The organism is Pelosinus fermentans JBW45 (assembly GCF_000271665.2).
Taxonomy (GTDB): domain Bacteria; phylum Bacillota; class Negativicutes; order DSM-13327; family DSM-13327; genus Pelosinus; species Pelosinus baikalensis.
Genome location: NZ_CP010978.1, coordinates 4,575,986 through 4,602,770, shown reverse-complemented (window position 1 = coordinate 4,602,770; position 26,785 = coordinate 4,575,986). Strand labels below are relative to the sequence as shown.

Below are 26,785 nucleotides of genomic sequence, written 5' to 3'. Positions count from 1 at the left end.
CTTACAGCCTATATAGCTATCAAGGAATTATCTTCAACCAAAGGCTATCCAACAAAAAAATTATGTAAATATCTTAAAATCACGCGCTCTGCTTATTATCGTTGGCTCAATCATCCAAAGAGTGATAGTGAAATTAAGAATGAACGTATTTCGGAAGAAATATATACTATCCATAAACAACATCCAGATATGGGATACCGCCGTATTCGTGATGAGCTGGATGTAAATTACAAAATTGTTGTGAACGATAAACGCGTTCTTCGTATTTGCAGAAACAAAGGAATTCAATCCACCATTAAATGGAGACCAAAAAGTTGTACCAGATCTGCTCAAAATCCGGACCACATCGCAAAAAACTATTTACACCGTGAATTCCACGCTGATATGCCTAATGAAAAATGGCTTACGGATGTTTCTGAATTCAAATATTATATCGGTATTGAAGTTCACAAGATATATCTGAGTGCCATCCTGGATTTATACGACCGCAGAATTGTAGCCTTTAAAATTAGTAATCATAACGATAATCCATTGGTTATGGATACTTTTGATGAAGCTGTTCGTTTGGAACCGGAGGCTCATCCGCTGTTCCACAGCGACCGTGGTTATCAATATACAAGTGCTCAATTCCATATGCGTTTAAAAGATCATCACATGAAGCAAAGTATGTCCAGAGTAGCCCATTGCATTGACAATGGACCAATGGAAGGATTTTGGGGAATTTTGAAACGAGAAATGTATTATGGTCATCGTTTCACTAATAGAGATAATCTAGTGGAGGCTATAACGGATTACGTAGATTACTACAATAATCGACGTCTGCAACGCAAGTTAAATGTAATGACACCAATGGCATACCATAATCATTATAGATTGGCAGCATAAAAGTATCGCCAACCGTTATCAGGCTGGCGATAGAAAAATTTATTATTTTTTATTGTCCTCTTGACGGGTAGCACACCATTTTTAGTGCGGCAGCCCCTTTATGTGTGGGGTTGCAATAATCTTCCGTCTATAGTGTAGTAACCTGGATGGTACGTTACTCTACCGTTCTTTATTAGATGTACATATCTGCCATCAGGAGTTAGGCCTTTTAATGTACGACTAAGATAAATAGAACTCTTAGGGATGTGGCCTATGCATGTATTCGTAGTATTTGGTGAATTTGTCAAACAACCACAGACTGCGCTAAGCATTTAGAATCCTCCTTATCAATATCGGATTTTAATAATAAAAACAATTAAGATGCTATTCGCATAATGTATTGTACGAGAGTAGTACCAAGAATATAACTCTTTTTACTCAGGGGAGTTCAAAATTTGAAAAATTTAGAGCAAACATAATACACATTAAGAATCCATTATTCATGTTACCTTTATTATCTTGGCAATCAGTGCTAATGCAAATAATGGGTACAGACGGTTATTTTTTGTTATTTATTCAACCTATTTTAAAGATCTATACCTTTTAGAAGAGGTAATAATTTTTCAAATGAGTTATTCTAACAGTAAGGATGATTATTTGTCCGTCTATTCTTAGTCTTTAGATTAATATGTTTGCTGGTAAATAGTATAGAGCTATTTATAAAGTTGAAAAATTTAAAATAAATGTACTATATAATGGGAGGACAGTAGTTTGGATGCTAAATTTATTAACCCTTTTCTGAGTGCTTTTATAGGCGTGGTGCCTAAAGTCGGGTTTACAAACATTGTCAGAGGGAAAATCTTTACGAAAGAACAATTTGTTGATAGTCTAGGTGTTAGTATACAAGTTGGTATGAGCAGTCAAAGTGATGGAAATATCATTTTTAATATGACAGAGCAGACGGCTAAAACCATTTCTTCAGTGATGTTAAGGCGGGTAACGATGGATACGATTGATGAGATGGCTGAAAGTGCAATTTGTGAGCTGGTCAATATGATTGTTTCTCATGCATCTACGTCTTTAAATCAGATTGGATTTACCATAAAAATCAATCCTCCCTTATTTCTTCAAGGGAATGGGAAAGTTGCAGTTTGTAATAGTACGTATATTGCGGTTGAAATGATTGTAGACAATTGCCCCATAGAAATGGCCATCGGCCTTAATGCTGGATAAATAGCAATAAAACAGAGCAAAGCAATCTCCTAACAAGTAGGGGATTGCTTCGCTCTGTTCGCAGGTGTCCAAAAGAATTCGAATGTCTTCGTCTTAATTAGAAGATATATTTATGTTAATGTATTATAAAGTAGGTTTCCAGCTGTGCAAAACTGGGTTAAATCCTTACTCTAAGAAGGACAAAGCGTATTACATGTTAAAGATGTAACACAATAGAATTGTGTTACAACACTAATATAAATACGCTTTTTTCTAGATAAATCCTTTTTTTCTTACAAATTTTATAATAATTTACAAATATTTTTAAAAAATATGACGAATATTGTAATCATTCAAATTAACTCTCTCATTTAATGTGTAGGATTGCAATTCACTAAGGGCAATTATCAAGGTTTTCTATTCTTTATGATAAAACAATCCCCTTATACTGTTAGTATTTATTAAATTTACATAAAAACCGATAATGTAACACAATTCTATTATGTTACATTATCGGTTTTTTCTATATGCTTTTTTAGGTCATTTCCTACGTACTTAGTATGAAAGTGAAGTCCTAAATGCCATTTTTATATTACATTCATCATCTGCAAAGAAATGGGGGTGATTGGTCAAGGTACTATTCAAATGAACATTACTGGTGATTCCTAAAAAGTTACTACCACCAGGCTATGCTGCAAAAATTGAGAGACGAAATATTATTATTTGTAAAGTGAGGCTCATCTTATGAAAGTAACCAGTATTCAAACTAGATTTTTAATTATGTTGCTTCCCTTATTTATCTTATCATTTGGAATATTATCTAGTGTTAGTTATTATCTATCAAATAAATTTTTGATTCATAGTGTAAATGAGACTGCAGCTTCAATTGGGACGGATTATGCTAATAAAATACAATTTGACTTACAAGAAAAGCTGATTCGCTTAGATGATCTTGCCAATACCCAGCGTATTAAGAATGGTACGAATAAAGCAGAAATTGTTCAAGCTATGGCAGAAACACAAAAGCGTATAGGCTATTTTGATGCGATTTTTTTTGTTTCACTAAACGGTTCGGGGATTCGTTCAGACAACTCTACAGGTCAATATAATAACCGGGAATATTTTCAAAAGGTACTTACTACTCAAAAATCCGTTATTTCAGACCCCTTAGTCTCTAATACAACAGGCAAACTATCCGTGGTTTTAGCTACACCTGTTTTTAATAATGGTCAGTTGGCAGGAGTTCTGGGAGGGACATATTCACTAGACAGACTTACAGAGTTAGTAAAAGGTATAACGTTTAAGGAAACTGGTTATGGATTTTTGACGGATCATTTAGGAACCGTCATTGCATACCCTAGGAACCCAGAAATGATAGGCAAACTAAAATTAAACGAAAAACAAATTAATCCTCAACTGAATTTGCCGACAAAAGAATTAGACGATCGCTTAATTTCCTTGTTTAAAACCGTAAATGAAACAGGTACGCAGATGGAGGGATCTTATAGTTTTGTTGATAGTGTTACAAAGATGGGAGTTTTTACTCCTGTTCCATTGCCCGATGGATCTAAATGGATTATGACAGTGGCAGCGCCAGAAGCGGAAGTGAACAAAGAAATTACTACATTGGCGTACATGATGATCGCCATTTCAATTGCAAGTATTATTATCGCCATCTTATTTATCATATTCTTGAGCAAGCGTTTTGCAAAACCCATTCAGATCATTCGAGATGAATGTTTGATACTAACAGATGGGGATCTTAGTGAACAAGAGATTCAAGTCTTTTCCCATGATGAAATTGGTCAATTAGCAAAAGGCTTTCGAGATATGCGAGGCAATTTACGTGTTTTGGTTACCAATGTAAAATCTCAGGCGGAGCATGTAGCGGCTTCTAGTGAAGAGCTAACGGCCAGTGCAAATCATTCAGCAGATGCTGCTAATCAAATAGCGGGTTCCATTACTGATATTGCACACGGTACGGAAAAACAGGCAAATTCGGCGGATCGTATTGCTGCTGTAGCACGACAAATGTCGACTAACACGGAACAGATATTAACAACAACCCAAGGCGTATCTGAAATTGCCACACATGCATCCCAAGAGGCTGAAAAAGGAAAACAGTCTGTAGAGCAAGCAATTGTTCAAATGCAAGATATTAGCCACGGTTCGGCAGCGGTACAAAGTGCAATTACGGAGCTTGCTGCAGGATCGCAAGAAATTAGTGAAATGGTAAATCTGATCTCAACAATCGCCAGCCAAACGAATCTATTAGCATTAAATGCTGCCATTGAAGCTGCAAGAGCTGGGGAGCATGGACGCGGCTTTGCTGTGGTAGCAGAAGAGGTTCGAAAGCTGGCAGAGCAGTCTAATCAAGCTACGCAGCAGATTGGGGCCGTGATTCAGAAGAATCAGATCAATATGGAGCAGGCTGTTGCTGCTTCTCAATCTGGTTTGGAACGGGTAAAGGATGGAATTATCGTTATTAACTCCGCGGGAGAGATGTTTACTATCATCGTCGAGTCCATTATTCAATTTTCCGAGCAGATAAAAGAAATATCCGAGGCCATTCAACAGATCGTTGATGGCAGTCAGACCTTGGTAGGCTCAATTCACGAAATCGAGATTGTAAGCAAAGAGAATGCAGCAGAAACCCAGACGATTTCCGCTGCAACACAAGAGCAATCTGCATCCATGCAGGAAATTGCTTCTGCCAGTCATAGTTTAGCCTCTTTGGCCAGTACGCTGCAAGAGGGGGTTGCAAAGTTTCGAGTCTAATTACGAATATGTAAAATATAAGAATCCCTAAAGTAAACAAGTCTCAATCCTAGATAAAAGGTACTTTATGTAAATCATAGAATACTTCTATCTAAGGTTGAGACGTTTATTTTTGAAGTATTAGCACTAACAATATAATTTAGCATGAATCACCCGCGTATTCATTGGAAAGATTGATTTAAAAGATGTTATACTATATGGAGAATTATAACAGGTCAACAATAATTTGATTGTAGCCTCGTCGATTAAAGGAGATTTTTCAGATGTTCATTTTAAAGAAGTTTATTCAATATTATAAGCCCTATCAGTTCTTATTCTATACGGATATGGTTTGTGCATTAACTATGTCCATGATTGATCTCGCATTTCCGCAAATTTTAAACCTCCTTACCAAAGGTTTATTTACCCAAAGTTCAGACGAGATTTTGCATGGGATTGGTTATGTTGGTGGGGGGTTAATTGTGATGTACCTCATTCGCTATGGCTGCCAATACTATATTACCTCCTGGGGACATGTAATGGGGGCTCGAATGGAGAGCGATATGAGACAGGATTTATTCGACCATTTGCAGCGTCTTCCATTTTCCTATTACGATAAAAACAATACAGGGGAAATGATGTCCAAACTGGTTTCAGATTTGTTTGATATCTCAGAGCTGGCACACCATGGACCGGAAAACTTATTTATTTCCATATTAAAGATAATTGGTTCTTTCGCGCTGCTAATGCTGATTCATGTGAAAATGACATTGATTCTCCTATGCGTTACGATGATCATGGTAGTTTTCAGTGTTTATCAAAACCGAAAGCTGAAGGCTATTTTTATGGATAATCGAAAGAAAATTGCCAATGTGAACTCTCGGGTACAAGATAGTCTCTCCGGTATTCGTGTAGTCAAATCCTTTGCCAATGAGGAGATCGAAAGCGAAAAGTTTAAAAGCAGCAACGTTGAGTTTTTAGATTCTAAAGAAACTGGTTACAAAATAATGGGCAGTTTTCATGCAGGAAACAATTTCTTTGAAGGATTGCTTTATGTGACAGTACTGGTCTTTGGCGGCGCCTTTATTGCCAATGGTACGATGCAGCTCACGGACCTGGCGGTTTATGCTCTATACATTGGCATCTTTATTAATCCTCTTGATGTACTTATTAATTTTACCGAACAGTTTCAAAAAGGCTACGCTGGTTTTAAGCGTTTTGTTGATGTACTGCAAACGGAGCCGGAAATTGTGGATAAAGAGGATGCAATATCTCTTACCAATGTGCGTGGTGAGATCGCTTTCAAGGATGTCTCTTTTTATTATGACAAAACTACTGAAGTGCTGGAAAAGGTGACAATATCGATAGAAGCTGGAAGAACCATAGCTTTGGTTGGTCCATCTGGAGGAGGCAAGACGACCCTTTGTTCTTTGCTGCCCCGCTTTTACGATGTGACAGAGGGTTCTGTGACAATTGACGGCAAGGATGTTCGTGACGTTACGCTAAAGTCCCTGCGAAGTAACATCGGAATTGTACAACAGGACGTGTATATGTTTGCTGGCAGTGTGCGGGACAATATCTCTTATGGCAAGCCTAAGGCTGCTGAGGAGGAAATTATTAAGGCAGCCAAGAATGCCAACATTCACGATTTTATTATGAGTCTTGATTATGGCTATGACACCTATGTAGGAGAACGAGGGGTTCGTCTTTCCGGTGGACAGAAACAGCGCCTGGCGATTGCACGCGTCTTTTTAAAGAATCCTAAAATTTTAATTTTGGATGAGGCTACTTCCGCTTTAGATAATGAGAGCGAGCGTCATATTCAAGCATCATTAGAGCAGCTTTCTAAGGATCGAACGACCATTGTCATTGCCCACAGGTTAAGCACGATACGAAATGCGGATGAAATTATTGTGATTAATGATCGGGGCATTCAGGAACGAGGAAATCATGAAACGCTGCTGCTGCAAGATGGACTTTATGCCAAGTATTATAATATGCAGTTCGAAGGATTAGAGGAGCTAAACAAATAAGTTAGCATAAAAGGGAAGATCAGCGAACTGTTCATAGGGGTTAACATATTCTTTGTGAAGCGGAGGAATATGTTAACCTATTTTTATTTAGTCTGGAAAGCAAAAGTAAGTTTCAAAATGAAAAATGTATGTTATTATATATACTGTTATGCTCGTAAATAACTACACAAAGAGACTTAGCAATAGAGTCGTTTGTAATGTGTGAATATTACAAAAATAACTTAAAAGAGTGTGAAATTTTCTTGTTTTGTAAACTTACAGTCATAACGAAAGGACTAATGATTAGAGCAAATAAAAAATAGGAGTGAAGTCATGGGTGTAGTTAAAAAAAGAGAAACATTTTCTTCAGGGTTAGCAGTGTTTTTTGCAACACTAGGATCAGCAGTTGGGTTAGGTAATATTTGGAAGTTTCCTTACTTAACAGGACAAAATGGCGGCGGTGCTTTCTTATTAGTCTATTTTTGCTGTATTTTATTTGTTGGTTTACCGATTATGCTCAGTGAGTTTTACATTGGAAGGAAAACTAGGAAGAATGCTGTAGGTGCCTTGGAAGAGTTAAAACCCGGTACCCCTTGGAAGAACATTGGGATTATGGGCGTTGCGTCCTCTTATCTGATTATGTTTTTTTACAGCTGTGTAGCTGGGTGGGTATATTATTATTTATTTAAAGCAATTTCGGGAGATTTTGTTAACGTTACCATGGAGACAGCTAAGGCCCAATTTGGTGATGTGATTATGGGGCCATTGTCACCTATTTTATGGCAGTTCATTGTAATTGCTGTAGTAGCCGGTATTTTAACAATGGGTGTAAAAAAAGGGATTGAAAAGATTACCAAGACATTAATGCCATTATTATTTATTCTGATTATTATTTGTGATATTCGTGCTTTGACCTTACCGGGAGCTGCAGAGGGGATTCAATTTTTATTTCATGTTGATTTTGGACAATTATCAGCTGCGGCTATATTAGCAGCCTTAGGACTGGCTTTCTTTAAATTATCCCTTGGTATGGGCACGATGATGACTTATAGCAGTTATTTTACTGAAGAGAACAATATGTTTAGTATGGCAGTTAAAGTGGCTTTATCTGATACATTAGTATCCATGTTAGCAGGTTTAGCGATATTCCCAACTGTATTTTCTTTTGGTATGGAGCCTACGGCTGGGCCTGGATTGCTCTTTATGACCATACCTTTGGTATTTTCTCAAATGCCTTTTGGCAATCTATTATTAATTGCCTTTTTCTTTTTAACGGCTATTGCTGCGACTACTGCCATGTTATCATTGGTAGAAGTGCCTGTGGCGTATTTATCTGAGGAGAAGGGCATGTCGCGAAAAGGCGCAGCGATTCTGACAGCAGTAATTATGTTTATAGTAGGTATTTTAGCAACCTTATCGGTTGACAAGACCAGTATGTTGGGGCATATTACCTTCTTTGGACTCGGATTTTTTGATTTATTTGACTATATTTCTTCTAATGTTTTTATGCCATTGGGCGGATTATTGATTGCCTTATTAATGGGATATTCGATAAAGCGTGAAGACGTAGTCGCTGAATTATCCAATCATGGAAAGTTAAAAATTGCAGGATTGGTCAATGTATACTTCTTGCTGATTCGTTATGTAACTCCCGTATTACTGATTGTAGTCTTCTTGAATGCCATTGGCATACTAAAAATGTAGAGTTTAATGCTGGATAACCCCCTCTGATCCTAGATATAATATCGGATCAGAGGGGGTTATAGATAGAATCATGAACTGCGTAGAAAAATTGAGTTTAATTTGCTATAATGGTTTCAAACCTATTCTTGTAACTAGACGATAAAGATTGCCTTTCATTGTGAAAAAAATTACGTATACATGCATTGCATGTTAAATAAACCCTACGAATTTCAATTATTATCATAATATTGCAAAAATAGCATGATAATAATTGAAAAAGGTGAGAGGAGTGTGAATATGCAGTTCATGATTGAAGACTTTCATGCAACTCTAAATTCGATAAACAATGGGATTGTCGTGGTTGATAAAAAAGGAATCATAATCTTCATGAATCAATGGGCAGAAATGATTATTGGCCTTAAAAGTACTGCGGCTATTGGATGTATAGTGGATAATATTCTTCCGGATAATCGATTAGTAAGAGTAATAGAAACGGGGGCTGCCGAATTCAATCAACGGTTTCAAATCGGTATGACTCATGTCTTGATGAACTCGACGCCAATATGGAAAGAAAAGCGGATTATCGGTGCAATCGCAGTCTTTCAGGAAATTACTGAGCTTAGTAAAGTGGCTGCTGAGTTAGAAGAAGTAACAAAGCTAAAATGTACGCTGCAATATGTTTTGGAAAGCATTGAAGAAGGGATTGTGGTGGTAGATAAGCAGGGGATTATTACCATGATGAATCCGGCGTATTATGCTGTTTTGGATAAAAAGCCCCATGAGGTGATTGGCAAAAAGGTAACGGAAGTGATTCCCAATACCCAATTGCATGAGGTTATCGAAAATGGAAAAGGGGAAATGAATGTAATACAGAAAATGAATGGTAATAACTGTATTGTTTCCCGCATTCCCATTGTAAAAAATGATGAAATTATTTGTGCTGTTGGTCATGTCGTATTTAAAGATATCAAGGATTTGAAGCGGCTGGCTAATGAAATCAGCCATCTCCAGCATGAGCTTGAATATTATAAAGAAAGACTGCGAAAGACGTTAGGTGGCAAGTATACATTTGAAGATATTATTGGAGAAACTAAAAAAATTGAAGAGGTTAAGCATATTGCCCAAAGAACGGCTAAAGGCAGTTCAACTGTGCTGATTTTGGGAGAAAGCGGCACGGGGAAGGAGCTCTTTGCACATGCTATTCATAATGGGAGTTTTCGCTGCCAAGGGCCATTTATTAAAGTGAATTGTGCGGCAATACCAGAAAATTTGTTGGAATCAGAGTTGTTTGGTTACGAAGAAGGTGCGTTTTCTGGAGCGAGAAAAGGTGGTAAGCCTGGCAAGATGGAACTGGCCAACGGAGGCACGCTCTTTTTGGATGAAGTTGGTGATATGCCCCTTGGTATGCAAGTGAAATTATTGCGGGTGCTGCAAGAATGGGAAATTGAAAGAATTGGTGGAACTAAGACCATTAAGCTGGATATACGGGTGATTACTGCTACGAACAAAGATTTGGAAGCGTTGACGGCTAGTGGGCATTTCCGGCAAGACTTGTACTATCGTTTGAACATCGTTTCCATCCAGATTCCACCGCTGAGGGATCATAAGGAGGATATTTCTTTATTGTGTGAGGTCTTACTCAGAAAGATCAGTTTGAAATTGGAACGCTTTGTTGACTGTATATCGCCAGAAGCTATGAAGGTGCTTAAAGCCTATTCTTGGCCAGGCAATATCCGTGAATTGGAGAATATCTTGGAGCGATCTGTCAACATCATGGAGGAAGGAATCTGTATTTTACCAGAACATTTAGCCCCTATCATGAGAAAAATACTGAAACCCCAGCACGTAGAAAAGGAATCAACTAGAGCTGAATTAGTTGAAATACGATATGAGGCAGAAAAAAATGCAATTCTAAAAGCGCTAGAGGATACTGGTGGTAATAAAAGTAAAGCTGCACTATTGCTACACGTAAATCGGTCTGTTTTTTATGAAAAATTAAAAAAATATGGTATCGGGTATAACTCTCCTGGTAAAAAACGTTAAAAGGCAATGTGTTTACTGGTTGCTATAGACTATTTCTGACTCATGGCTAACTTCCGTTGATGTTATTATGTAACATTACAAAGCGGATTCGTCATGAGTTGTTTTGTTGTGTCTGAAAACCATACATAGTTGTCTGTATTTTCAGACAATATCAATGCTATCTTTTCTGCTTAAAGGCTGTTACTTGTCTATGTTTGTTATTATTTTCACTTTGGCATACATCTTGCAACTTACTATAAATGTGAAAGTGGCATCATGCAAAGAAGGGAGGTTTGGACGTTGTAGTACCAAGTAAAAAAGTATTGGGGGTTTAAGGTTATGGAAGTGATCAGTATTATAGCAAGTCTGATTTTGTTAATTTGCTTTGCCTACCGTGGGTATTCAGTTATTATATTTGCTCCGATATTTGCCTTGCTTGCTGCCAGTATGTCTAGTCTGCCAATCATGCCGGCTTATACCGAACTTTTTATGGCAAAAGGTGTGACCTATATAAAGTCTTTTTTTCCTGTATTCTTGCTGGGAGCCATCTTTGGCAAAATTATGGAGGACACTGGACTGGCTCAAGGTATTGCTCACGCAATTATAAAAGGATTAGGAAGGGAACGTGCTATTCTTGCTGTTACGTTAGCCGGAGCGGTTTTAACGTATGGTGGTGTAAGTATGTTTGTGGTGGTATTTGCGGTGTATCCTTTTGCCGCTGCACTATTTAGAGAAGCGAATATACCAAAACGGCTTATCCCTGCGGCTATCGTTCTTGGTGCATTTACTGCGACGATGGATTCTTTCCCTGGTACTCCTCAAATACAAAATATTATACCCACTAGCTTTTTCGGCACGACGATCTATGCAGCTCCCATATGCGGTATTTTTGGCGGCACGATTCTGATCGGTTCGGGTCTTTTCTATTTAAATCACCGATATAAAACGGCTATTACTAGTGGTGAAGGGTATGGCGAGCATACGATCAATGAGCCTGACATACGCTTAGATACAGAGGTTAAACTACCTTCCTGGTATATTGGGGTTATTCCTCTCTTGGCAGTATTGATTATTAATTTTGTGATGATCAACTTCTTTGCCTGGAATCCGGCGATGCTTGAACCATTTCAAGCAATGAAATTACCAATGGTAGCAGCCAATATTAAAAATGTCATTAGTATTTGGTCACTCATTATTGCTTTGGTCATCGGTATTTTACTTGCCATGGGCTTAGGGTACAAATCGATACCAAAAGGCGGCAGCTTGGCAAAAGCCATGAATGCCGGGGCTATCGGCTCATTACTTGCCATCATGAATACTGCCTCTGAGGTAGGTTACGGTAACGTTATTGCAGCATTACCGGGCTTTAAAGCCATTTCAAGTGCGTTAATGAGTATAAAAATAGGAGGTACACCTTTAGTCTCTGAAGCGGTGACGGTTACTACTCTCGCGGGTGTTACCGGATCAGCATCAGGAGGCATGTCCATTGCATTGGACTTAATGTCAAAAGATTGGCTGGCATGGGCTCAATCCATCGGTATGTCTCCTGAAATCCTGCATAGAGTTGCATCGATGGCATCAGGCGGCATGGATACCCTTCCACATAATGGTGCCATCATTACGTTATTGGTCGTCTGTGGATTGACTCATAAACAGGCATACAAAGATATTTTCGCATTAACCCTAATGAAAACGAGTGTCGCATTTATAGTGGTTTTTTTCCACTTACTTACTGGATTATATTAATTAAAAATTGTGTCGAAAGACACGTACTGAGGTGAAGGATATGGTTAAAATCATTAGTGCACAAGAAGCTGCCAAATTGGTTAAAAGCGGTGCCACTGTTGCAACAAGCGGATTTGTAGGCTGTGGTAATCCAGATGCATTGACTGGAGCAATTGAAGAAAGCTTTCTAAAGGAAAGACTTCCAATTGACCTTACGTTGATATACTGTGCCGGGCAGGGGGACGGTAAGGATCGTGGCGCAAACCACTTTGGACATGAAGGGCTGGTGAAACGGGTAATCGGCGGACACTGGAATTTGGCACCAAAACTCGGTAAACTTGCCGTGGAAAATAAAATTGAAGCCTATAATTTCCCCCAAGGCACTCTTACCCATTGGTTTCGTAATGTTGCCGGACGAAAACCAGGGGTTATTGCGAAGGTAGGTCTGAATACTTTTGTAGATCCCCGGGTGGAAGGCGGTAAGATCAATGACGTTACTAAGGAAGACTTGGTCGAGGTGATTGAGTTAGGAGGTGAAGAGTGGCTTTGGTATAAACCCTTTCCCATTGATGTGGCATTGCTTCGCGGCACTAGTGCGGATAAGAAAGGTAATATTACGATTGAACATGAAGCAGTATCCTTAGAGCTTCTCTCTCTGGCGCAAGCTGCCAAAAACTCAGGCGGTATTGTTATCGTACAAGTAGAACGCATTGTGGAAAATGGCAGCATGCATCCTATGAATGTAAAAGTTCCCGGAATTAACGTGGACTATGTTGTAGTGAATGAAAATCCAGATAATCATCTACAGATCTATGCTGAACCATGCAGCTATAATCCTGTATATTGCGGGGAGGCTCGTGCGCCGCTCTTTACAATTGCCCCTATGGTTCTTGATGAGCGCAAAGTAATTGCACGCCGTGGAGCTATGGAACTTATCCCTAACGCAGCGGTAAATCTGGGAATTGGTGTTCCAGAAGGCATTGCCATGGTGGCAAATGAAGAAGGCATTGGTGATACAATGACGCTTACGGTAGAGTCTGGTCCTGTCGGTGGTCTCCCGGCAGGCGGCTTGGGATTTGGAGCTGCAATGAATGCTGAAGCCATTCTTGACCAGCCATATCAATTTGATTTTTATGACGGCGGTGGTCTGGATTTGGCCTTCCTCGGGTTAGCACAAACCGACCAATATGGAAATATTAATGTTAGTAAATTTAAGGGCCGCGTAGCGGGGTGCGGCGGTTTCATCAATATTACACAAAATACAAAGCGGGTTATATATTGTGGTTCCTTTACTGCAGGTGGACTGAAGGTTAACATTGCCGATGGAAAATTGAAAATTGTTAATGAGGGGAAAGTTAAGAAATTTCTTGACCATGTTGAGCAAATTACCTTTAGTGGTACATATGCACAAAAAACACAACAATCGGTCATGTATATTACCGAACGTGCAGTATTTGAGCTGACAGCAAAAGGCGTAATGCTGACAGAAATAGCACCAGGTGTAGATATTGATAAAGATATTCTGGCACTTATGGATTTCAAACCAATTATTTCGCCAAATATTAAAATGATGGATGAGCGTATCTTCCGCGATGAGATCATGGGTATCAAGATTTGAAAATCTGATAAAAAGTCTATGACATAAAAGGATGTAATCGCATTGTTATGTAGGTGCTGTATTTAGAAGTTAAACTCACCATTTGATTTTGCATACTTGCCATCATTAGGTATAATAGGTATAGTAAGATTTTGTTGGTGAGAGGTATCGTTATGAATATAGTTTCGATTGAAAAGTTATCCAAAAGTTATGGTATGAAGAATTTATTTAGTAATGTTTCTTTTGGTATTGATGAAAATGATAAAATTGGCTTGATTGGTGTGAATGGCACAGGAAAATCTACTTTTTTGAAAGTCATCGCTGGATTGGAAGAAGCGGATGATGGGAAGGTGATGATTGGCAACACCATAGAAGTACAATATCTAGCCCAGAATCCTTCTTTTAATCCTTCAGATACGGTTCTGGATCAGGTGTTTCAGGGGTATTCACCGATCATGAAATTGCTGAGGGAATACCAACAGGTGCTGCTGGCCGCTGAGGATAACCCGAAAGATCAAGGTTTACAAAAACAACTTATTGCACTCAGTCAGCAAATGGATGGTATGAATGGCTGGCAGCTTGAGAGTGAAGCCAAAATCATTTTAACGCAGTTAGGTATAACCGATTTTACAGCAAAGGTAGGCACTTTATCCGGTGGGCAGCGTAAACGCATCGCTTTGGCAAGTGCTCTGATTCATCCGGCGGATCTCTTAATTTTAGATGAGCCTACCAATCATATCGATAATGATACGGTGGCTTGGTTGGAGGAGTATCTACATAAACGCAAAGGCGCATTGCTGATGATTACTCATGATCGTTATTTTTTAGATCGTGTAGTGAATCGTATCATTGAGCTAGATAAGGGCAATTTATATAGTTACACGGGAAATTACAGTCTGTTCTTGGAACTAAAAATGCAGCGGGAAGCCGACCAAGAGGCAAGTGAAAATAAACGCCAGAATTTACTGCGTAATGAATTGGCATGGATGAGAAGAGGTGCCAGAGCTCGCACTACCAAGCAAAAGGCTCGGATTGAACGCTTTGAGAAGCTATCAGATGAGAAGGTTGATTTAAGCCAGGATCGAGTGGAAATTATAGCAGGTGCCAGTCGTCTAGGACGGAAGATTATTGAAATAGACAATGTGTGTAAATCTTTTGGAGAACGTGCCATCATCCAGAACTTTAGTTATATTGTGCTGCGCAATGATCGGATGGGAATTGTAGGACCCAATGGCAGCGGAAAATCAACTTTACTGAACCTGGTAACGCAAAAATTAAATCCTGATAGTGGTGTGATTGAAATTGGACAGACCGTAAAAATCGGTTATTTCTCCCAGGAAAATACGGACATGGATGAAGAGTTGCGGGTGATTGAATATATCAAAGAAGAGGCCAATTTCATACCTTCTGCCGATGGTGGTATTATTACAGCTTCTCAGATGTTGGAGAGATTTCTCTTTTCTCCAGAGATGCAGTGGACACCCATTCGCAAATTGTCTGGCGGGGAGAAACGCCGCTTGTACTTGCTTCGTATTTTAATGGGATCACCGAATGTATTGTTATTAGATGAGCCTACCAATGATTTGGATATTCAGACGCTGACCATATTAGAAGATTATTTGGATGATTTTCCTGGTGCAGTCATTGCCGTTTCTCATGATCGATATTTCTTAGATCGAGTTGTAGAGAAAGTCTTTGCTTTTGAAAAGGATGGGAGCATTCGGCAATATGTAGGCGGTTATTCGGATTACCAAAGTGCCTTGGCATATGACGAGGAAAAGCAGAATCAGGGAAAAGAGACGAGCAGTGAGCAGCCGCAAAGTGAAAGACCCAAAGAGCGTTCCCGGAAGTTTACGTTTAAAGAGCAAAAAGAGTATGAAGAAATTGATGATGTAATTGCTAGTGTGGAAAAAGAGATTCAGATTGTTGGGGCACGTATCAATAATACTGGTAGTAATTTTGCCTTGCTTCAGGAGTTAACAGAAGTGCAGCAGCAACTTGAGAAAAAATTGGAAGAGCTGCTAGAGCGCTGGACCTATTTGAATGAATTGGCTGAAGAAATTGGACAACAGTAAATAGGCTAGGTGTAGAAGTAGAAAAAAGCAATTCAAAATTCTCCCTTTTTGAAGAAACCCTGCAAAATTCTTAATGGAATTTTGCAGGGTTTCATTTACTCTTTGGTTTACAAGTATTTTTTCAGTAATTCAATAGGAATACATAGCTTGTCTAGCTGTTTCTTCAACAGATAATCCCTGTTTCAACTATTTCCTGCTGTGGTCGCCTTGTGTTTTATAAAGGGGTTGTGGAAATTATAGTTGACCATTTGTATATTTTCTTTTATACTATTTAAAGTGCTGATTTATGAAAAAATTACCATTTAAAACAAAAAGTAGGAGGGGGAAAATGGACACGAAAAACCGACCAACAGACTTGGTTCATTCGGCATTTTTTGCCGCCCTGACCGCTGTGCTGGGCTTAATTTCGATTCCGATTCCCATGAGCCCGAGTCCTATTTCTGCAATGAGCTTAGGCATCATGTTAACAGGCAGTATTTTAACTGTCAGACAAGCAGCTTTTAGCGTGATTACACTCATTCTGATGGGAGCGGCAGGATTGCCAGTTTTCGCAGGTATGAGTGGTGGCATTGGCATTCTATTGGGACCGCGCGGCGGCTATTATTTTGGTTTTCTCATCGGAGTGATGCTGATTGCCTGGCTGAGAGGGAGGCAGAACCGGATTTGGCGACTGGCGCTAGCTAATGTGACTGGTGGGGTTATGGTAGTTGACTTGTTTGGAGTCGTATGGCTAAGTTTTATTACCGATATAAGCTTGGGAAATGCTTTGATAGCTGGAGTGTTGCCTTTTTTACTAGGGGATTTGGTTAAGGCTTTTATTGCAACATGGATAGGGGCACTTGTAAATCGTTCTCTGTTACGGTTCAAAGGCTAGGTGGGAGCAAGCCCATCATACTTCTTGGTAGGGTTATGTTCCAGCATATATAGTACAATGAAACATTAAGTAAGATTGGATAAAAATGCTTTGGTTTTAAAAGTTTTAATGCAGCATTTATGATAGCTTGATTTTATTACTTGCTGAAGAGGAGCGTTTAATATGTATGATGTTATAGTAATAGGAGCTGGACCTGCGGGGTGTATGGCTGCTAAACGGACAGCGGCTGCTGGATATAAAGTGTTATTGATTGAAAAGCTGGAAATGCCGCGCGAAAAGTCATGTTCGGGTATTTTGATACCAAAATCTGTGGAAATAGTGAAAAATGAATTTGGTAAAATACCGGATTCGGTTCTATGCAGACCGAATGTAAGCCGGGGTATTATTATTACCAATGAAGAAAATCAAGCGTTTACATTTGAAAGTAGTGGGTTAAATATATGGCGAAGTTTATTTGACCATTGGCTAGCTCTAGCGGCAAAAGATAGTGGTGCTGAGATTAGAACGTCAACAGTCGCTATTTCTTGTAAAGAAGGATCCGATCATGTATCGGTTGAACTACAAGGGCGCAAAACATATTATGAACAGGCGGCTGTTGTTATCGTATGTGACGGTGCTGGCAGTCTTATTAAAAAGAATTTATTACAGGAACGAAACAGTTATATTGCTACTTACCAGACGTTTTCCAAGGGAAGTATTGATTTGGATAGTCAGTTTTTTCATGCATATTTGAGCCCTGAATTATCCGAATATGATGCATGGTTTAATGTCAAAGATGATTTTCTTATTATTGGAGTAGGAGTGAAAGATCCCAATAAAATAAAGCACTATCATTCTCGATTTCTTTCTTTCCTTCAGTCTTATTATAATGCAAGAATACAACCACAGGTTAAAGAAGAACGCTGGATTATACCATATATCACCCCTGGACATTCGGTTACATTAGGAAAAGGCAGAGTATTGTTTGCAGGTGAAGCCGCTAATTTTCTTAATCCTATGGGGGAAGGAATATCTAGTGCTTTAGTAAGCGGATGTAAGGTTGCAGAAGCAATTCAATCTGTCTATACAAAAGGACAGATTGTCAACGCACAACAACTAATAAAGACGTATGAAAAATATGTTTTGCAGGAAAGACAGTATATGATAAGGCAGTGGGAACTTCTTGCTAGGGTTTCTCCAAAATTTTCAGATTTTTTATCATCTTAATATAGGAATGATAGATTTATTATTTTGCTTTCTCGATCTTTAGGATTGTCTCAATTTTTGAGACAATCCTTTTTATATTATGTTTATTTACTCATTATTAAGACAAGAAAACATTTTATAAATTGGGGATATTTGGAAATTTAACTGGAAATTAACTGGAAATTATGTTAATATAAAGTAAATGAATTAAATTTATTCTATTGACAAAGTTGAATTTTTTGTTGAATAAATGAGGAGGAAATATTAAATGAGAAATGTGCAATTGATAATGGAATTGGGAAATCGGATAGTAGCCGGCGGGCAAATAACAATGGAGGATGCACAATCATTAGCGGATATAAATGAAGAAGATTTGCCATTTTTACTTGCGATGGCTGATGCTATACGGCAAAAGTACGTTGGCAAAGATGTAGATTTATGCTCTATCGTTAATGGGCGTTCAGGGATGTGTTCTGAGGACTGTGCTTTTTGTGCTCAATCGGCTCATCATCATACCCAGGTAAACGTGTATCCGCTTATGACTGAAGAAGAATTGCTGTCTGCTGCAAAGCAGGCTGAAGATGGAGGGGCATTACGTTTTGCAATAGTGACTAGCGGGCGAGGCATGGGGGATGAGGGAGAGTTTACTAAAATTCTAAGAGCATTAAAACGCATCAAACAGGAAACAAAGCTGCATGTATGCTGTTCTCTGGGGTTATTATCTTTTGAAAATGCCAAGGCGTTAAAAGCGGCAGGTGTTTCACGCTATCATCATAATATTGAAACGAGCGAGAGTCATTATTCTTCTATTTGCAATACACATACATACAAGGATCGTGTGCAAACGATCAAGGTTGTTAAAGAAGCAGGACTTGAAGTTTGTTCGGGGGGCATTCTTGGCATGGGGGAAAGTATGTCACAGCGTCTAGAGATGGCGTTTGCTTTGAAAGCAATGAACGTGGATTCCGTGCCGCTTAATATACTGCATAGAATGAAAGGGACACCACTGGAGAATCTGCAACCGATAACACCTTTGGAAGTCTTAAAAAGCTTTGCTTTATTCCGATTTATTCTGCCGGACCGCGGCTTGCGTACCGCGGGAGGGCGGGAAGAGAATCTACGTGATTTGCAGGCATTGAGCCTAAGAAGCGGTATCAATGGTATGATGATTGGCGGATATTTAACAACCCATGGACGGGATTATTCTACCGATTTAAGGATGATTTATGATTTAGAACTGAGTCCGCTTTCTGCTAAACAAGCTATTCATGCTGTATTGTAATGATACTACTATTATTCATCAACGAAACCAAAAGAAAAGGGGTCATTAAGTGCTTTATAGCGTTAGAATGAGATCGGCGCAAGGGGGCGCTCATGAAATGGGTGGGCGGCATATATCGGGTGCGGAACGATTGGTGGTTTTGCAGCGGCTCGGAAAAATTACGCAGGATATGTTGGAAAGAGCTTTTTCGCATACGCGGGGGAGTGCAGATTTTGTGAATATTACAATAGAAGCTGTCCCCAGGGAAATCGTTAAACCAGTACGCTTGTTACCTGCGCGGACTGTTGATGTTTTGGATTTTACGGCCGGTCGTGCTGCAGCAAAATCCGAGTTACTATCTATTGGAGTGAGCAATCAAGCGGTGGAACGTGGTATGGAGCAATTGGTGAAATTAACGGATAGTATGCGTGGAGCTATGTTAGTATGTGCCAAGACTGGAGAGCGGTTAGATAATACCGGCATGCGTGGTATCAGGGTATCACGTATGGATAGCAATGATGAAGATGTTCTCAATCAATGGATGGAGTGCCAGGGATTGCAAGGGATTCATGTGCGGGAAGGTATGATTCTTGCCACTAAGGTTGTTTCCGCTCCAGGTGTGATTGCAGAACTCTGTTGGTCTGATGATCCAGAATATGTTACAGGGTATGTAGCCTCAGCAAAGGGGTATATCCGGTTTACAAAACTAAAACCGTACGGCAGTTCACTGGGAGGACGGGTGTTTTTTATACGCGAAAATAGCAATGTTGCAGAGCTCTGCAAGTATCTTGAGAAACAACCAGTGCTGGTTACGGTTCCAACTGAAGGAGAAGATTTATAATGGATTTTTTGTCAAAATATTTGACTGAGATCAAACAATTAGAATTGCACCGGGAACTTTATACATACAGTTTTCGGGATGCGGTGCACGCGCAAATGGATGGAAAAGAGTATCTAATACTTGCATCAAATAATTATTTGGGGTTAACTCATGATCCGGCTATAAAACAGGCTGCGATGGCAGCAATAAATGAGTACGGTACGGGATCCGGAGGTGCACGGCTAACAATAGGAAGTCATCCTCACTATGCGTTATTGGAACAAGAATTAGCGGAATTTAAAGGTGCTGAAGCGGCAGTAGCATTTAATACTGGTTATATGGCTAATGTGGGAGTTATTAGTTCACTTGTGGGTACTGGTGATACTATCTACAGCGATGAGTTAAATCACGCCAGCATTGTTGACGGATGCCGGCTATCACGGGCACGGGTTACCATATTCCAGCATTCGGATGTGAATCATTTATCTTCGCTATTAGCGCAAAGTCCATCTAATGGACAAAAGCTGATTGTCGTAGATGGGGTTTTTAGTATGGATGGTGATATTGCCCCAGTAGACGATATAGTGGATATAGCGGAAAAGTATAATGCGCTTGTCATGGTTGACGATGCGCATGCAACCGGGGTCATTGGTCCTGGCGGGCACGGCACAGCAGCCCATTTTGGATTAAAGGAACGTATCCATATTCAGATGGGTACTTTTAGTAAGGCATTAGGATCCGAAGGCGGATTTGTAGCTGGTCGTAAAACAATAATAGAATTTTTAATAAATAAAGCACGAAGTTTTATTTATTCGACAGCCTTGTCTCCAGCAACAATTGCTGCCGCACGTGCTGCGATTCAGCAACTTGCATCTAGACCGGAGCTCGTTCAAAAGTTGTCAAGGAATGCCTGTTTTATGCGCCGCTCGCTTCGTGATGCTGGTCTGCCAGTGGGCGAGGGATTAACTCCCATTATTCCGGTTATCGTGGGTTCGGCGGGAGCGACGATCGCTTTAGTGCAAGAATTAAGGCGTGAAGGGGTAATTGTCAGTGCAATTCGTCCTCCAACCGTACCAGCAGGAACGAGTCGGTTACGAATTACGGTATCGGCTGCTCATGAAGAAGCAGAATTAGCTGTAGCTGCAGAAAAGATTGCTGCAGCTGCTAAACGATTGCGAATAGTAGTTTAGTTAAAAGCTGAAATGAATTTTAAGATAACGGGGTGGATATAAATGAAAGGTTTATTTATTACGGCAACGGATACTGATATAGGAAAAACAGTAATCACCGGGGCAATTGCAGCCGCTCTTAGGGACTGTGGAATTCACGTCGGTGTTATTAAACCCCTGGCATCTGGCGGGGTAGTAAATGCTGATGGTCACATACAATCAGAAGATGCTGTTTTTTTGGCGAAAGCAGCGGGCATTCCAGTTGAGAAGTGGGCGCAGGTAAATTCATTCTGTTTAACACCTGCGCTAACACCGGCAGCTGCAGCGGATCAAATGGGTATTGATATTGATATTCCCAACCTGATTGCTGCCTGCCGTAATACAAGCCAGTTTTATGAGTCCGTACTAATTGAAGGGGTCGGTGGCATTGCGGCTCCTTTGTGGAAAGAGTATCTTGTTGCTGATATGGTGTCCGAATTGAATTTGCCGGTAGTTGTTGTAACCGGACCACAATTAGGTACTATTAATCATACTGTGCTGACTGTAGCTTATGCCAAGGCGCGTAACATTAATGTGGCCGGAATCATTATGAACAAATGGAATGAGAATGCAAAGGGTGTTTTAGAAGAGAGCAATATGGAGTATATTGAGCGTCTGACGGGAGTTCCAATCTTAGGCAAGTTTCCTGTTGCAGATTCCGTGAGTGTCTCCATGGGACAAACGGAAAGCCTGGCTGAGTTGGCAAAGTTAAATTTGAATATAGAACGTATCATTCATATTATAGAAGGGAGCAATGGGAATGAGTGAAATTGAACTGCAAAATAAAAAATATGTTTGGCATCCTTTTACTCAAATGAAGAGCTGGGTAAGTAATGAGCAAACGGTGATAGCGGAAGCTAAGGGTAACAAAATTATTGATACGGAAGGCAAGGAGTATTTTGATGGTGTATCTTCTTTGTGGGTGAATATCCATGGTCATCGTAAGGCCGAAATTGACCAAGCAATTATTGAGCAGCTTGGCAAAGTTGCCCATAGCACAATGATCGGTTTGGCTAATATTCCCGCAACGCAGTTGGCAGAAAAATTAGTGGAAATTACCCCTTCTGGTTTAAATAAGGTGTTTTATTCCGATGATGGTTCGACTGCTGTAGAGGTAGCCATTAAAATTGCATTTCAGTACTGGCAGCATTGCGGTTTAGCGAAAAAAAGCCGATTTGTTTCACTTAACCAGGCTTATCATGGTGATACAATTGGTACAGTGAGTGTTGGTGGAATTGATTTATTTCATCGTGTTTTTAAGCCTTTACTTTTTGAACCAATCCAAATACCTTCTCCCTCATGTTATCATTGTACGTTGTCTGTCGGGTCGGATACGTGCAGTATGGCTTGTGTAGAAGCTCTAGAAAAAGTCTTGCAGGAAAACAATGAAGAAATTGCTGCTGTTATTTTAGAACCAATGGTTCAGGCTACGGCGGGTATACTCGTATCACCGCCAGGTTATCTGTCTAAAGTGCGTGAACTGACGAAAAAATATAATGTACTTCTCATTGTTGATGAAGTTGCGACAGGCTGGGGGCGCACCGGAAAGATGTTTGCATGCGAACATGAGAATGTTAATCCAGATATTATGATATTGTCTAAAGGCATTACTGGCGGATATTTAGCGTTAGCAGTAACACTTACTACCGATGAAATTTATAATCAATTTTTAGGCGATCTTCATGAAAAAAAGACTTTTTATCATGGGCATTCCTATACAGGAAATCAGTTAGCTTGTGCGGCGGCCTTGGCTAATTTAAAAATATTCCGTGATGAAAATGTAATCGATGGACTTGCTACTAAAGTAAAGGCGATTGAAGATAAATTGCTGGATATACGGCAACTGAGGCATGTTGGCGATGCAAGGCAGTGCGGTATGATCGCCGGGATCGAACTTGTAAAAGATAAGGAAAATAAAATACCGTATCCTTGGGAGCAGACGATGGGCGGGGCGGTTTGCATGAAAGCGCGGCAATATGGTCTTTTTATCCGACCGGTAGGTGATGTAGTAGTATTTATGCCGCCTTTATCCAGTAGTATAGAAGATATAGTTTGCATGCTGGAAATTCTTAAAAAATCAGTAGAAGAAGTTACCAGTGATGATAATGTTATGAGTAACATAAGTGGTGCTGCATATTTTTAGTGAAGAAGCAAATTTAATAATATAACACGCATCATGCTAAAGTGCATGTTGCGTTTGTTTTTTATGAGTTCATGTTGTAGCGGATGGGTAATGATAAAAATATCTGTGTCATTTGCGAAACATATGTGCAAATATGTAGTGAAGCAAGCTGTTATAACAAAAGATAAGCGAGGAGATTTCGGTATGCGAATTACAGATGACATTATCATGTATGCTGACTGTCATCCCGATAAGATCGCGCTAACTAGTAAGGCGAATAAAAGAACGTTTGGTCAATTAGTAAAAAACGCCTTACTGATTGCAACAAAGCTGGCCAACCTATCAAGAAAAAGAAGAAGCGATAATAGGCCTTTATTACTAGGGTTGTTATTAAATAATAGGTGTGAGTTTGTAGAACTTTTTCTTGCTGCTTCTATTGCCGGCTGTACAGCAGTAATTTTGGATAAAAAGTGGCCTCGTAAACAAATAGAAGATATTGTTGAGTGGTATCAAATAGATGTCTTAGTTGTGGATGATCCAAAAGACTTAGAAAATATTATTTTGAAAAATAGCATCAAAATTGATCTAACCAATAATTGCAAGCAATTATATTGTGAGGAAGTAGACTTAGATTTAATACACTCTGTAATTGATAATTCTGATTTATTTATTGGCTTTACTTCAGGTACTACTTCTTTTCCAAAGGCATTTATGAGGACGCATCAAACTTGGTTGGAAAGTTTTATTGCCAGCAGTCAAGAGTTTAAGATCAGTGCTGCAGAACATATTTTGGCACCGGGGGCTTTATGTCATGGTTTAACATTATATAGCGTATTGGAAGGCCTAAAACTGGGAGCTAGTATTTTTTTATTGGATAATTTTGAAATGCCGGCTATGGTTTATTTTTTGAGAAACGAGAATATTTCAACCCTTATTCTTGTACCGACGATGTTAAAAAAAATAACAAAAAATCTTCTGAATAGAGAGAGTTTTTCAGCGGTAAAAAAAATTATTACATCGGGATCAAAACTGGAATCATCTATGTTACATGAGATTCGTGTTATATTTCCTAATGCAAAATTATATGAGTATTATGGTGCCTCAGAATTAGGCTTTGTGACTGTGCACGATGTTTTTTCCCCACAGCCTGCTGATTCGGTTGGAAGACCTTTTTATGGTGTTGAAGTGGAATTTAGAGATGATAATGACCGTCCTGTTGGTGTTGGAGAAATAGGGACTTTATGGGTTAGAAGTAAGTTTGTTATTCATTGTTATTATTCGGGGGGAGATGGTGTTGGTTTTCATTTGAAAAATGGATGGGCAACAGTAGAAGATCAAGGTTACAGGGACAGCCAAGGTTATATTTATATTATTTCCCGCCGCAATCAAGTTATTATTTCAGGGGGGTTAAATATTTATCCTGTTGAAGTTGAATCCGCTTTATACAGTTTGTCGGAAATCAGTGAATGTTGTGTTTTTGGATTGCCTGATTCATATTGGGGGCATATAGTTTGTGTGGCTGTTAGCTGGAATGAGGGGGAAAATCTTTCCCGCAAAGAATTGCTGACAAGGTTATCTAAGAAAATTTCAAAATTTAAGCTTCCTAAAAAAATATTTATTGTACATTCGTTTTTGAAAACTAGCAGCGGCAAAATTGCTGTTAACGAAATGCGAAATTGGTTAGTTGAAGGAAATTGCTTAGAATTAGAATGAAATTTGAGAAGAATTTTTTATTTCATATTCGAAGGATGTGAGTATGGCATGAAATTAGAAGTTTTAGAATGCTTAGCGAAAGAGATAAACGATAAAATACCACCACTGCTGTTCATACATGGAGCCTATCATGGGGCTTGGTGCTGGGAGAAATATTTCCTTCCTTATTTTTCTTCAAGAGGATTTTCTTCTTATGCTCTTAGTCTCCGGGGACATGGTAAAAGCCAAGGCTTTGAACAGCTTCATACCAGTTCATTAACCGATTATGTTGAGGATATACTGGAAACCATGTTGCTTTTTAAAAGAAAGCCGGTTTTGATAGGGCATTCGATGGGAGGGGCGTTAGTTCAGAAAATCTTGTATTTGCATCCAGAAAAAATAAGAGCAGCGGTTTTAATGGCATCTGTTCCGCCTAAGGGGATGCTAAAAGAGTCATTGCAGATGACACTAAAGAGGATGTTTGATCGCAACAGCAATACAAACTTTTTGGCAAAATTGTTTTTTTCTAATCAATTACCAGATGAAGAAAAAGAGGAGTTTATGAAATGTTTGCAAGAAGAATCAACTAAAGTCCGTAAGGAGTTACGCGGCAGAATTGTTCCTAAGTCAATAACTACTTCGATTCCTACTTTAGTGATTGGTTCAAAAACAGATGGTGTTTTTTCGGAAAAAAGAGCTATTTCTATTGGCTGTGCATATAGCACAACGCCTGTTGTTTTTTCCAATATGAGCCATGACATGATGTTAGATCCTAATTGGAAGATAGTCGCGGATCAGATAGTCAGTTTTTTGGGTAAAGAAATACCCGAATGTAGAGAGAGGGAAAAAGAATGGATCAACAGGGATCTTATCAAATCAAGACCATTACAAGTCATGTAGAAACAGAAATAAAGCGTTTGAAAGCGCAGGTGGACTTATTCTGGGACAAAGAATTGAAGCATTATATTGAATACGGCCTAAGGGATGGAATACGCATTGTAGAGCTTGGTTCAGGTCCCGGATTTATTACTGAAAAGGTTTTGGATAAATTGCCTGAAGCATATATTACCGCTGTAGAAATTGACCCATTTTTGGTTGAATATGCCCAAAATTATTTATCCAAAAAGAACAGGAATCGGTATGAAGTACTTGAAAAATCCATAATGGAGACGGGTTTAGCTGAAAATATGTTTGATTTTGCAATTATCCGTTTGGTTTTGGAACATTTACCTGATCCAGTTAATGCTGTTCGTGAAGTATACAGAATATTGAAACCTGGAGGCAGAGCTGTATTTGTTGACAATGATTTTAATATGCATATCATGACGCATCCGCATGTGCCAGAGTTAAGCGAACTTTATGATGCTTATTGCCAATCCCGTTTTGCTGAGGGGGGCAATCCCCGCATAGGCAGGGAACTGCCTGGCATATTAAGGGAAGGCGGATTTTCAAAAGTGGATTTCGAAGTCATCAGCGCCCATAGCGAAATAGTGGGGGAGGAAATATTTTTAAAATCGGAAGGAATGAGCATTCCGGCAAAACTGGTATGTGATGGCTTTTTGTCTAGTAAGGTTTTAGCTAATATTTCTGTTGGTTGGAGAAACATGTTTAAGAGTAAAAAACACGCTATTCTGCGGCAGCTATATATGGCTGTTGGTGAGAAATTATCATAGGAG

General features: G+C 39.3%; 19 protein-coding genes. All 19 read left to right on the top strand.

Annotated elements, in window-relative coordinates; genetic code table 11:
• The first annotated feature begins 12 nt into the window (after positions 1–12).
• A complete protein-coding gene (locus tag JBW_RS25470; RefSeq protein WP_200897028.1) occupies positions 13–885 on the top strand; it encodes an IS3 family transposase in 873 nt (290 codons plus the stop codon).
• Positions 886–1,635: 750 nt separating this feature from the next.
• The gene (locus JBW_RS20425; RefSeq protein WP_007953685.1) at positions 1,636–2,097 is read left to right on the top strand and encodes a chemotaxis protein CheX; all 462 of its coding nucleotides are present in this window, start codon (positions 1,636–1,638) and stop codon (positions 2,095–2,097) included.
• 723 nt (positions 2,098–2,820) lie between these two features.
• On the top strand, positions 2,821–4,854 hold the full coding sequence (locus JBW_RS20420) for a methyl-accepting chemotaxis protein (protein WP_007953683.1): 2,034 nt from the start codon (positions 2,821–2,823) through the stop codon (positions 4,852–4,854).
• Positions 4,855–5,117: 263 nt separating this feature from the next.
• Complete coding sequence (locus JBW_RS20415) at positions 5,118–6,866, top strand: ABC transporter ATP-binding protein (protein WP_007953681.1); 1,749 nt, start codon at positions 5,118–5,120, stop codon at positions 6,864–6,866.
• A gap of 312 nt (positions 6,867–7,178) precedes the next feature.
• Complete coding sequence (locus tag JBW_RS20410; protein ID WP_007953680.1) at positions 7,179–8,549, top strand: sodium-dependent transporter; 1,371 nt, start codon at positions 7,179–7,181, stop codon at positions 8,547–8,549.
• A gap of 276 nt (positions 8,550–8,825) precedes the next feature.
• A complete protein-coding gene (locus tag JBW_RS20405) occupies positions 8,826–10,571 on the top strand; it encodes a sigma-54-dependent Fis family transcriptional regulator (RefSeq protein WP_007953679.1) in 1,746 nt (581 codons plus the stop codon).
• A gap of 318 nt (positions 10,572–10,889) precedes the next feature.
• On the top strand, positions 10,890–12,296 hold the full coding sequence (locus JBW_RS20400) for a GntP family permease (protein WP_007932557.1): 1,407 nt from the start codon (positions 10,890–10,892) through the stop codon (positions 12,294–12,296).
• Between the two features lie 40 nt (positions 12,297–12,336).
• Entirely contained in the window at positions 12,337–13,893 is a 1,557-nt protein-coding gene (locus JBW_RS20395; protein ID WP_007953678.1) for an acyl CoA:acetate/3-ketoacid CoA transferase, read from the top strand.
• A 152-nt stretch (positions 13,894–14,045) separates the two neighbouring features.
• Complete coding sequence (locus tag JBW_RS20390) at positions 14,046–15,947, top strand: ABC-F family ATP-binding cassette domain-containing protein (RefSeq protein WP_007953677.1); 1,902 nt, start codon at positions 14,046–14,048, stop codon at positions 15,945–15,947.
• A 328-nt stretch (positions 15,948–16,275) separates the two neighbouring features.
• Complete coding sequence (locus tag JBW_RS20385) at positions 16,276–16,821, top strand: biotin transporter BioY (RefSeq protein WP_007932554.1); 546 nt, start codon at positions 16,276–16,278, stop codon at positions 16,819–16,821.
• Between the two features lie 162 nt (positions 16,822–16,983).
• The gene (locus JBW_RS20380) at positions 16,984–18,027 is read left to right on the top strand and encodes an NAD(P)/FAD-dependent oxidoreductase (protein ID WP_007953676.1); all 1,044 of its coding nucleotides are present in this window, start codon (positions 16,984–16,986) and stop codon (positions 18,025–18,027) included.
• Between the two features lie 247 nt (positions 18,028–18,274).
• Positions 18,275–19,288, top strand: a complete 1,014-nt coding sequence (bioB, locus tag JBW_RS20375; RefSeq protein WP_007953675.1) for a biotin synthase BioB — start codon at positions 18,275–18,277, stop codon at positions 19,286–19,288.
• A gap of 49 nt (positions 19,289–19,337) precedes the next feature.
• On the top strand, positions 19,338–20,108 hold the full coding sequence (locus JBW_RS20370; protein ID WP_036680342.1) for a 6-carboxyhexanoate--CoA ligase: 771 nt from the start codon (positions 19,338–19,340) through the stop codon (positions 20,106–20,108).
• Positions 20,108–21,277 (top strand): 8-amino-7-oxononanoate synthase, encoded by a 1,170-nt coding sequence (gene bioF / locus JBW_RS20365; RefSeq protein WP_007953673.1) that lies wholly within the window; start codon positions 20,108–20,110, stop codon positions 21,275–21,277. Before JBW_RS20370 ends, bioF begins: the two co-directional genes overlap by 1 nt.
• 42 nt (positions 21,278–21,319) lie before the next feature.
• Complete coding sequence (bioD, locus tag JBW_RS20360) at positions 21,320–22,063, top strand: dethiobiotin synthase (RefSeq protein WP_007932549.1); 744 nt, start codon at positions 21,320–21,322, stop codon at positions 22,061–22,063.
• A complete protein-coding gene (gene bioA, locus JBW_RS20355) occupies positions 22,050–23,438 on the top strand; it encodes an adenosylmethionine--8-amino-7-oxononanoate transaminase (RefSeq protein WP_007953672.1) in 1,389 nt (462 codons plus the stop codon). The genes bioD and bioA overlap by 14 nt, the downstream gene beginning before the upstream one ends.
• Positions 23,439–23,621: 183 nt before the next feature.
• Positions 23,622–25,130 (top strand): AMP-binding protein, encoded by a 1,509-nt coding sequence (locus JBW_RS20350; RefSeq protein WP_036680337.1) that lies wholly within the window; start codon positions 23,622–23,624, stop codon positions 25,128–25,130.
• A 48-nt stretch (positions 25,131–25,178) separates the two neighbouring features.
• Positions 25,179–26,009, top strand: coding sequence for an alpha/beta hydrolase (locus tag JBW_RS20345; RefSeq protein ID WP_007953670.1), 831 nt, complete (start codon positions 25,179–25,181; stop codon positions 26,007–26,009).
• On the top strand, positions 25,961–26,782 hold the full coding sequence (locus tag JBW_RS20340) for a methyltransferase domain-containing protein (RefSeq protein ID WP_007953669.1): 822 nt from the start codon (positions 25,961–25,963) through the stop codon (positions 26,780–26,782). The genes JBW_RS20345 and JBW_RS20340 overlap by 49 nt, the downstream gene beginning before the upstream one ends.
• Positions 26,783–26,785 lie beyond the last annotated feature (3 nt).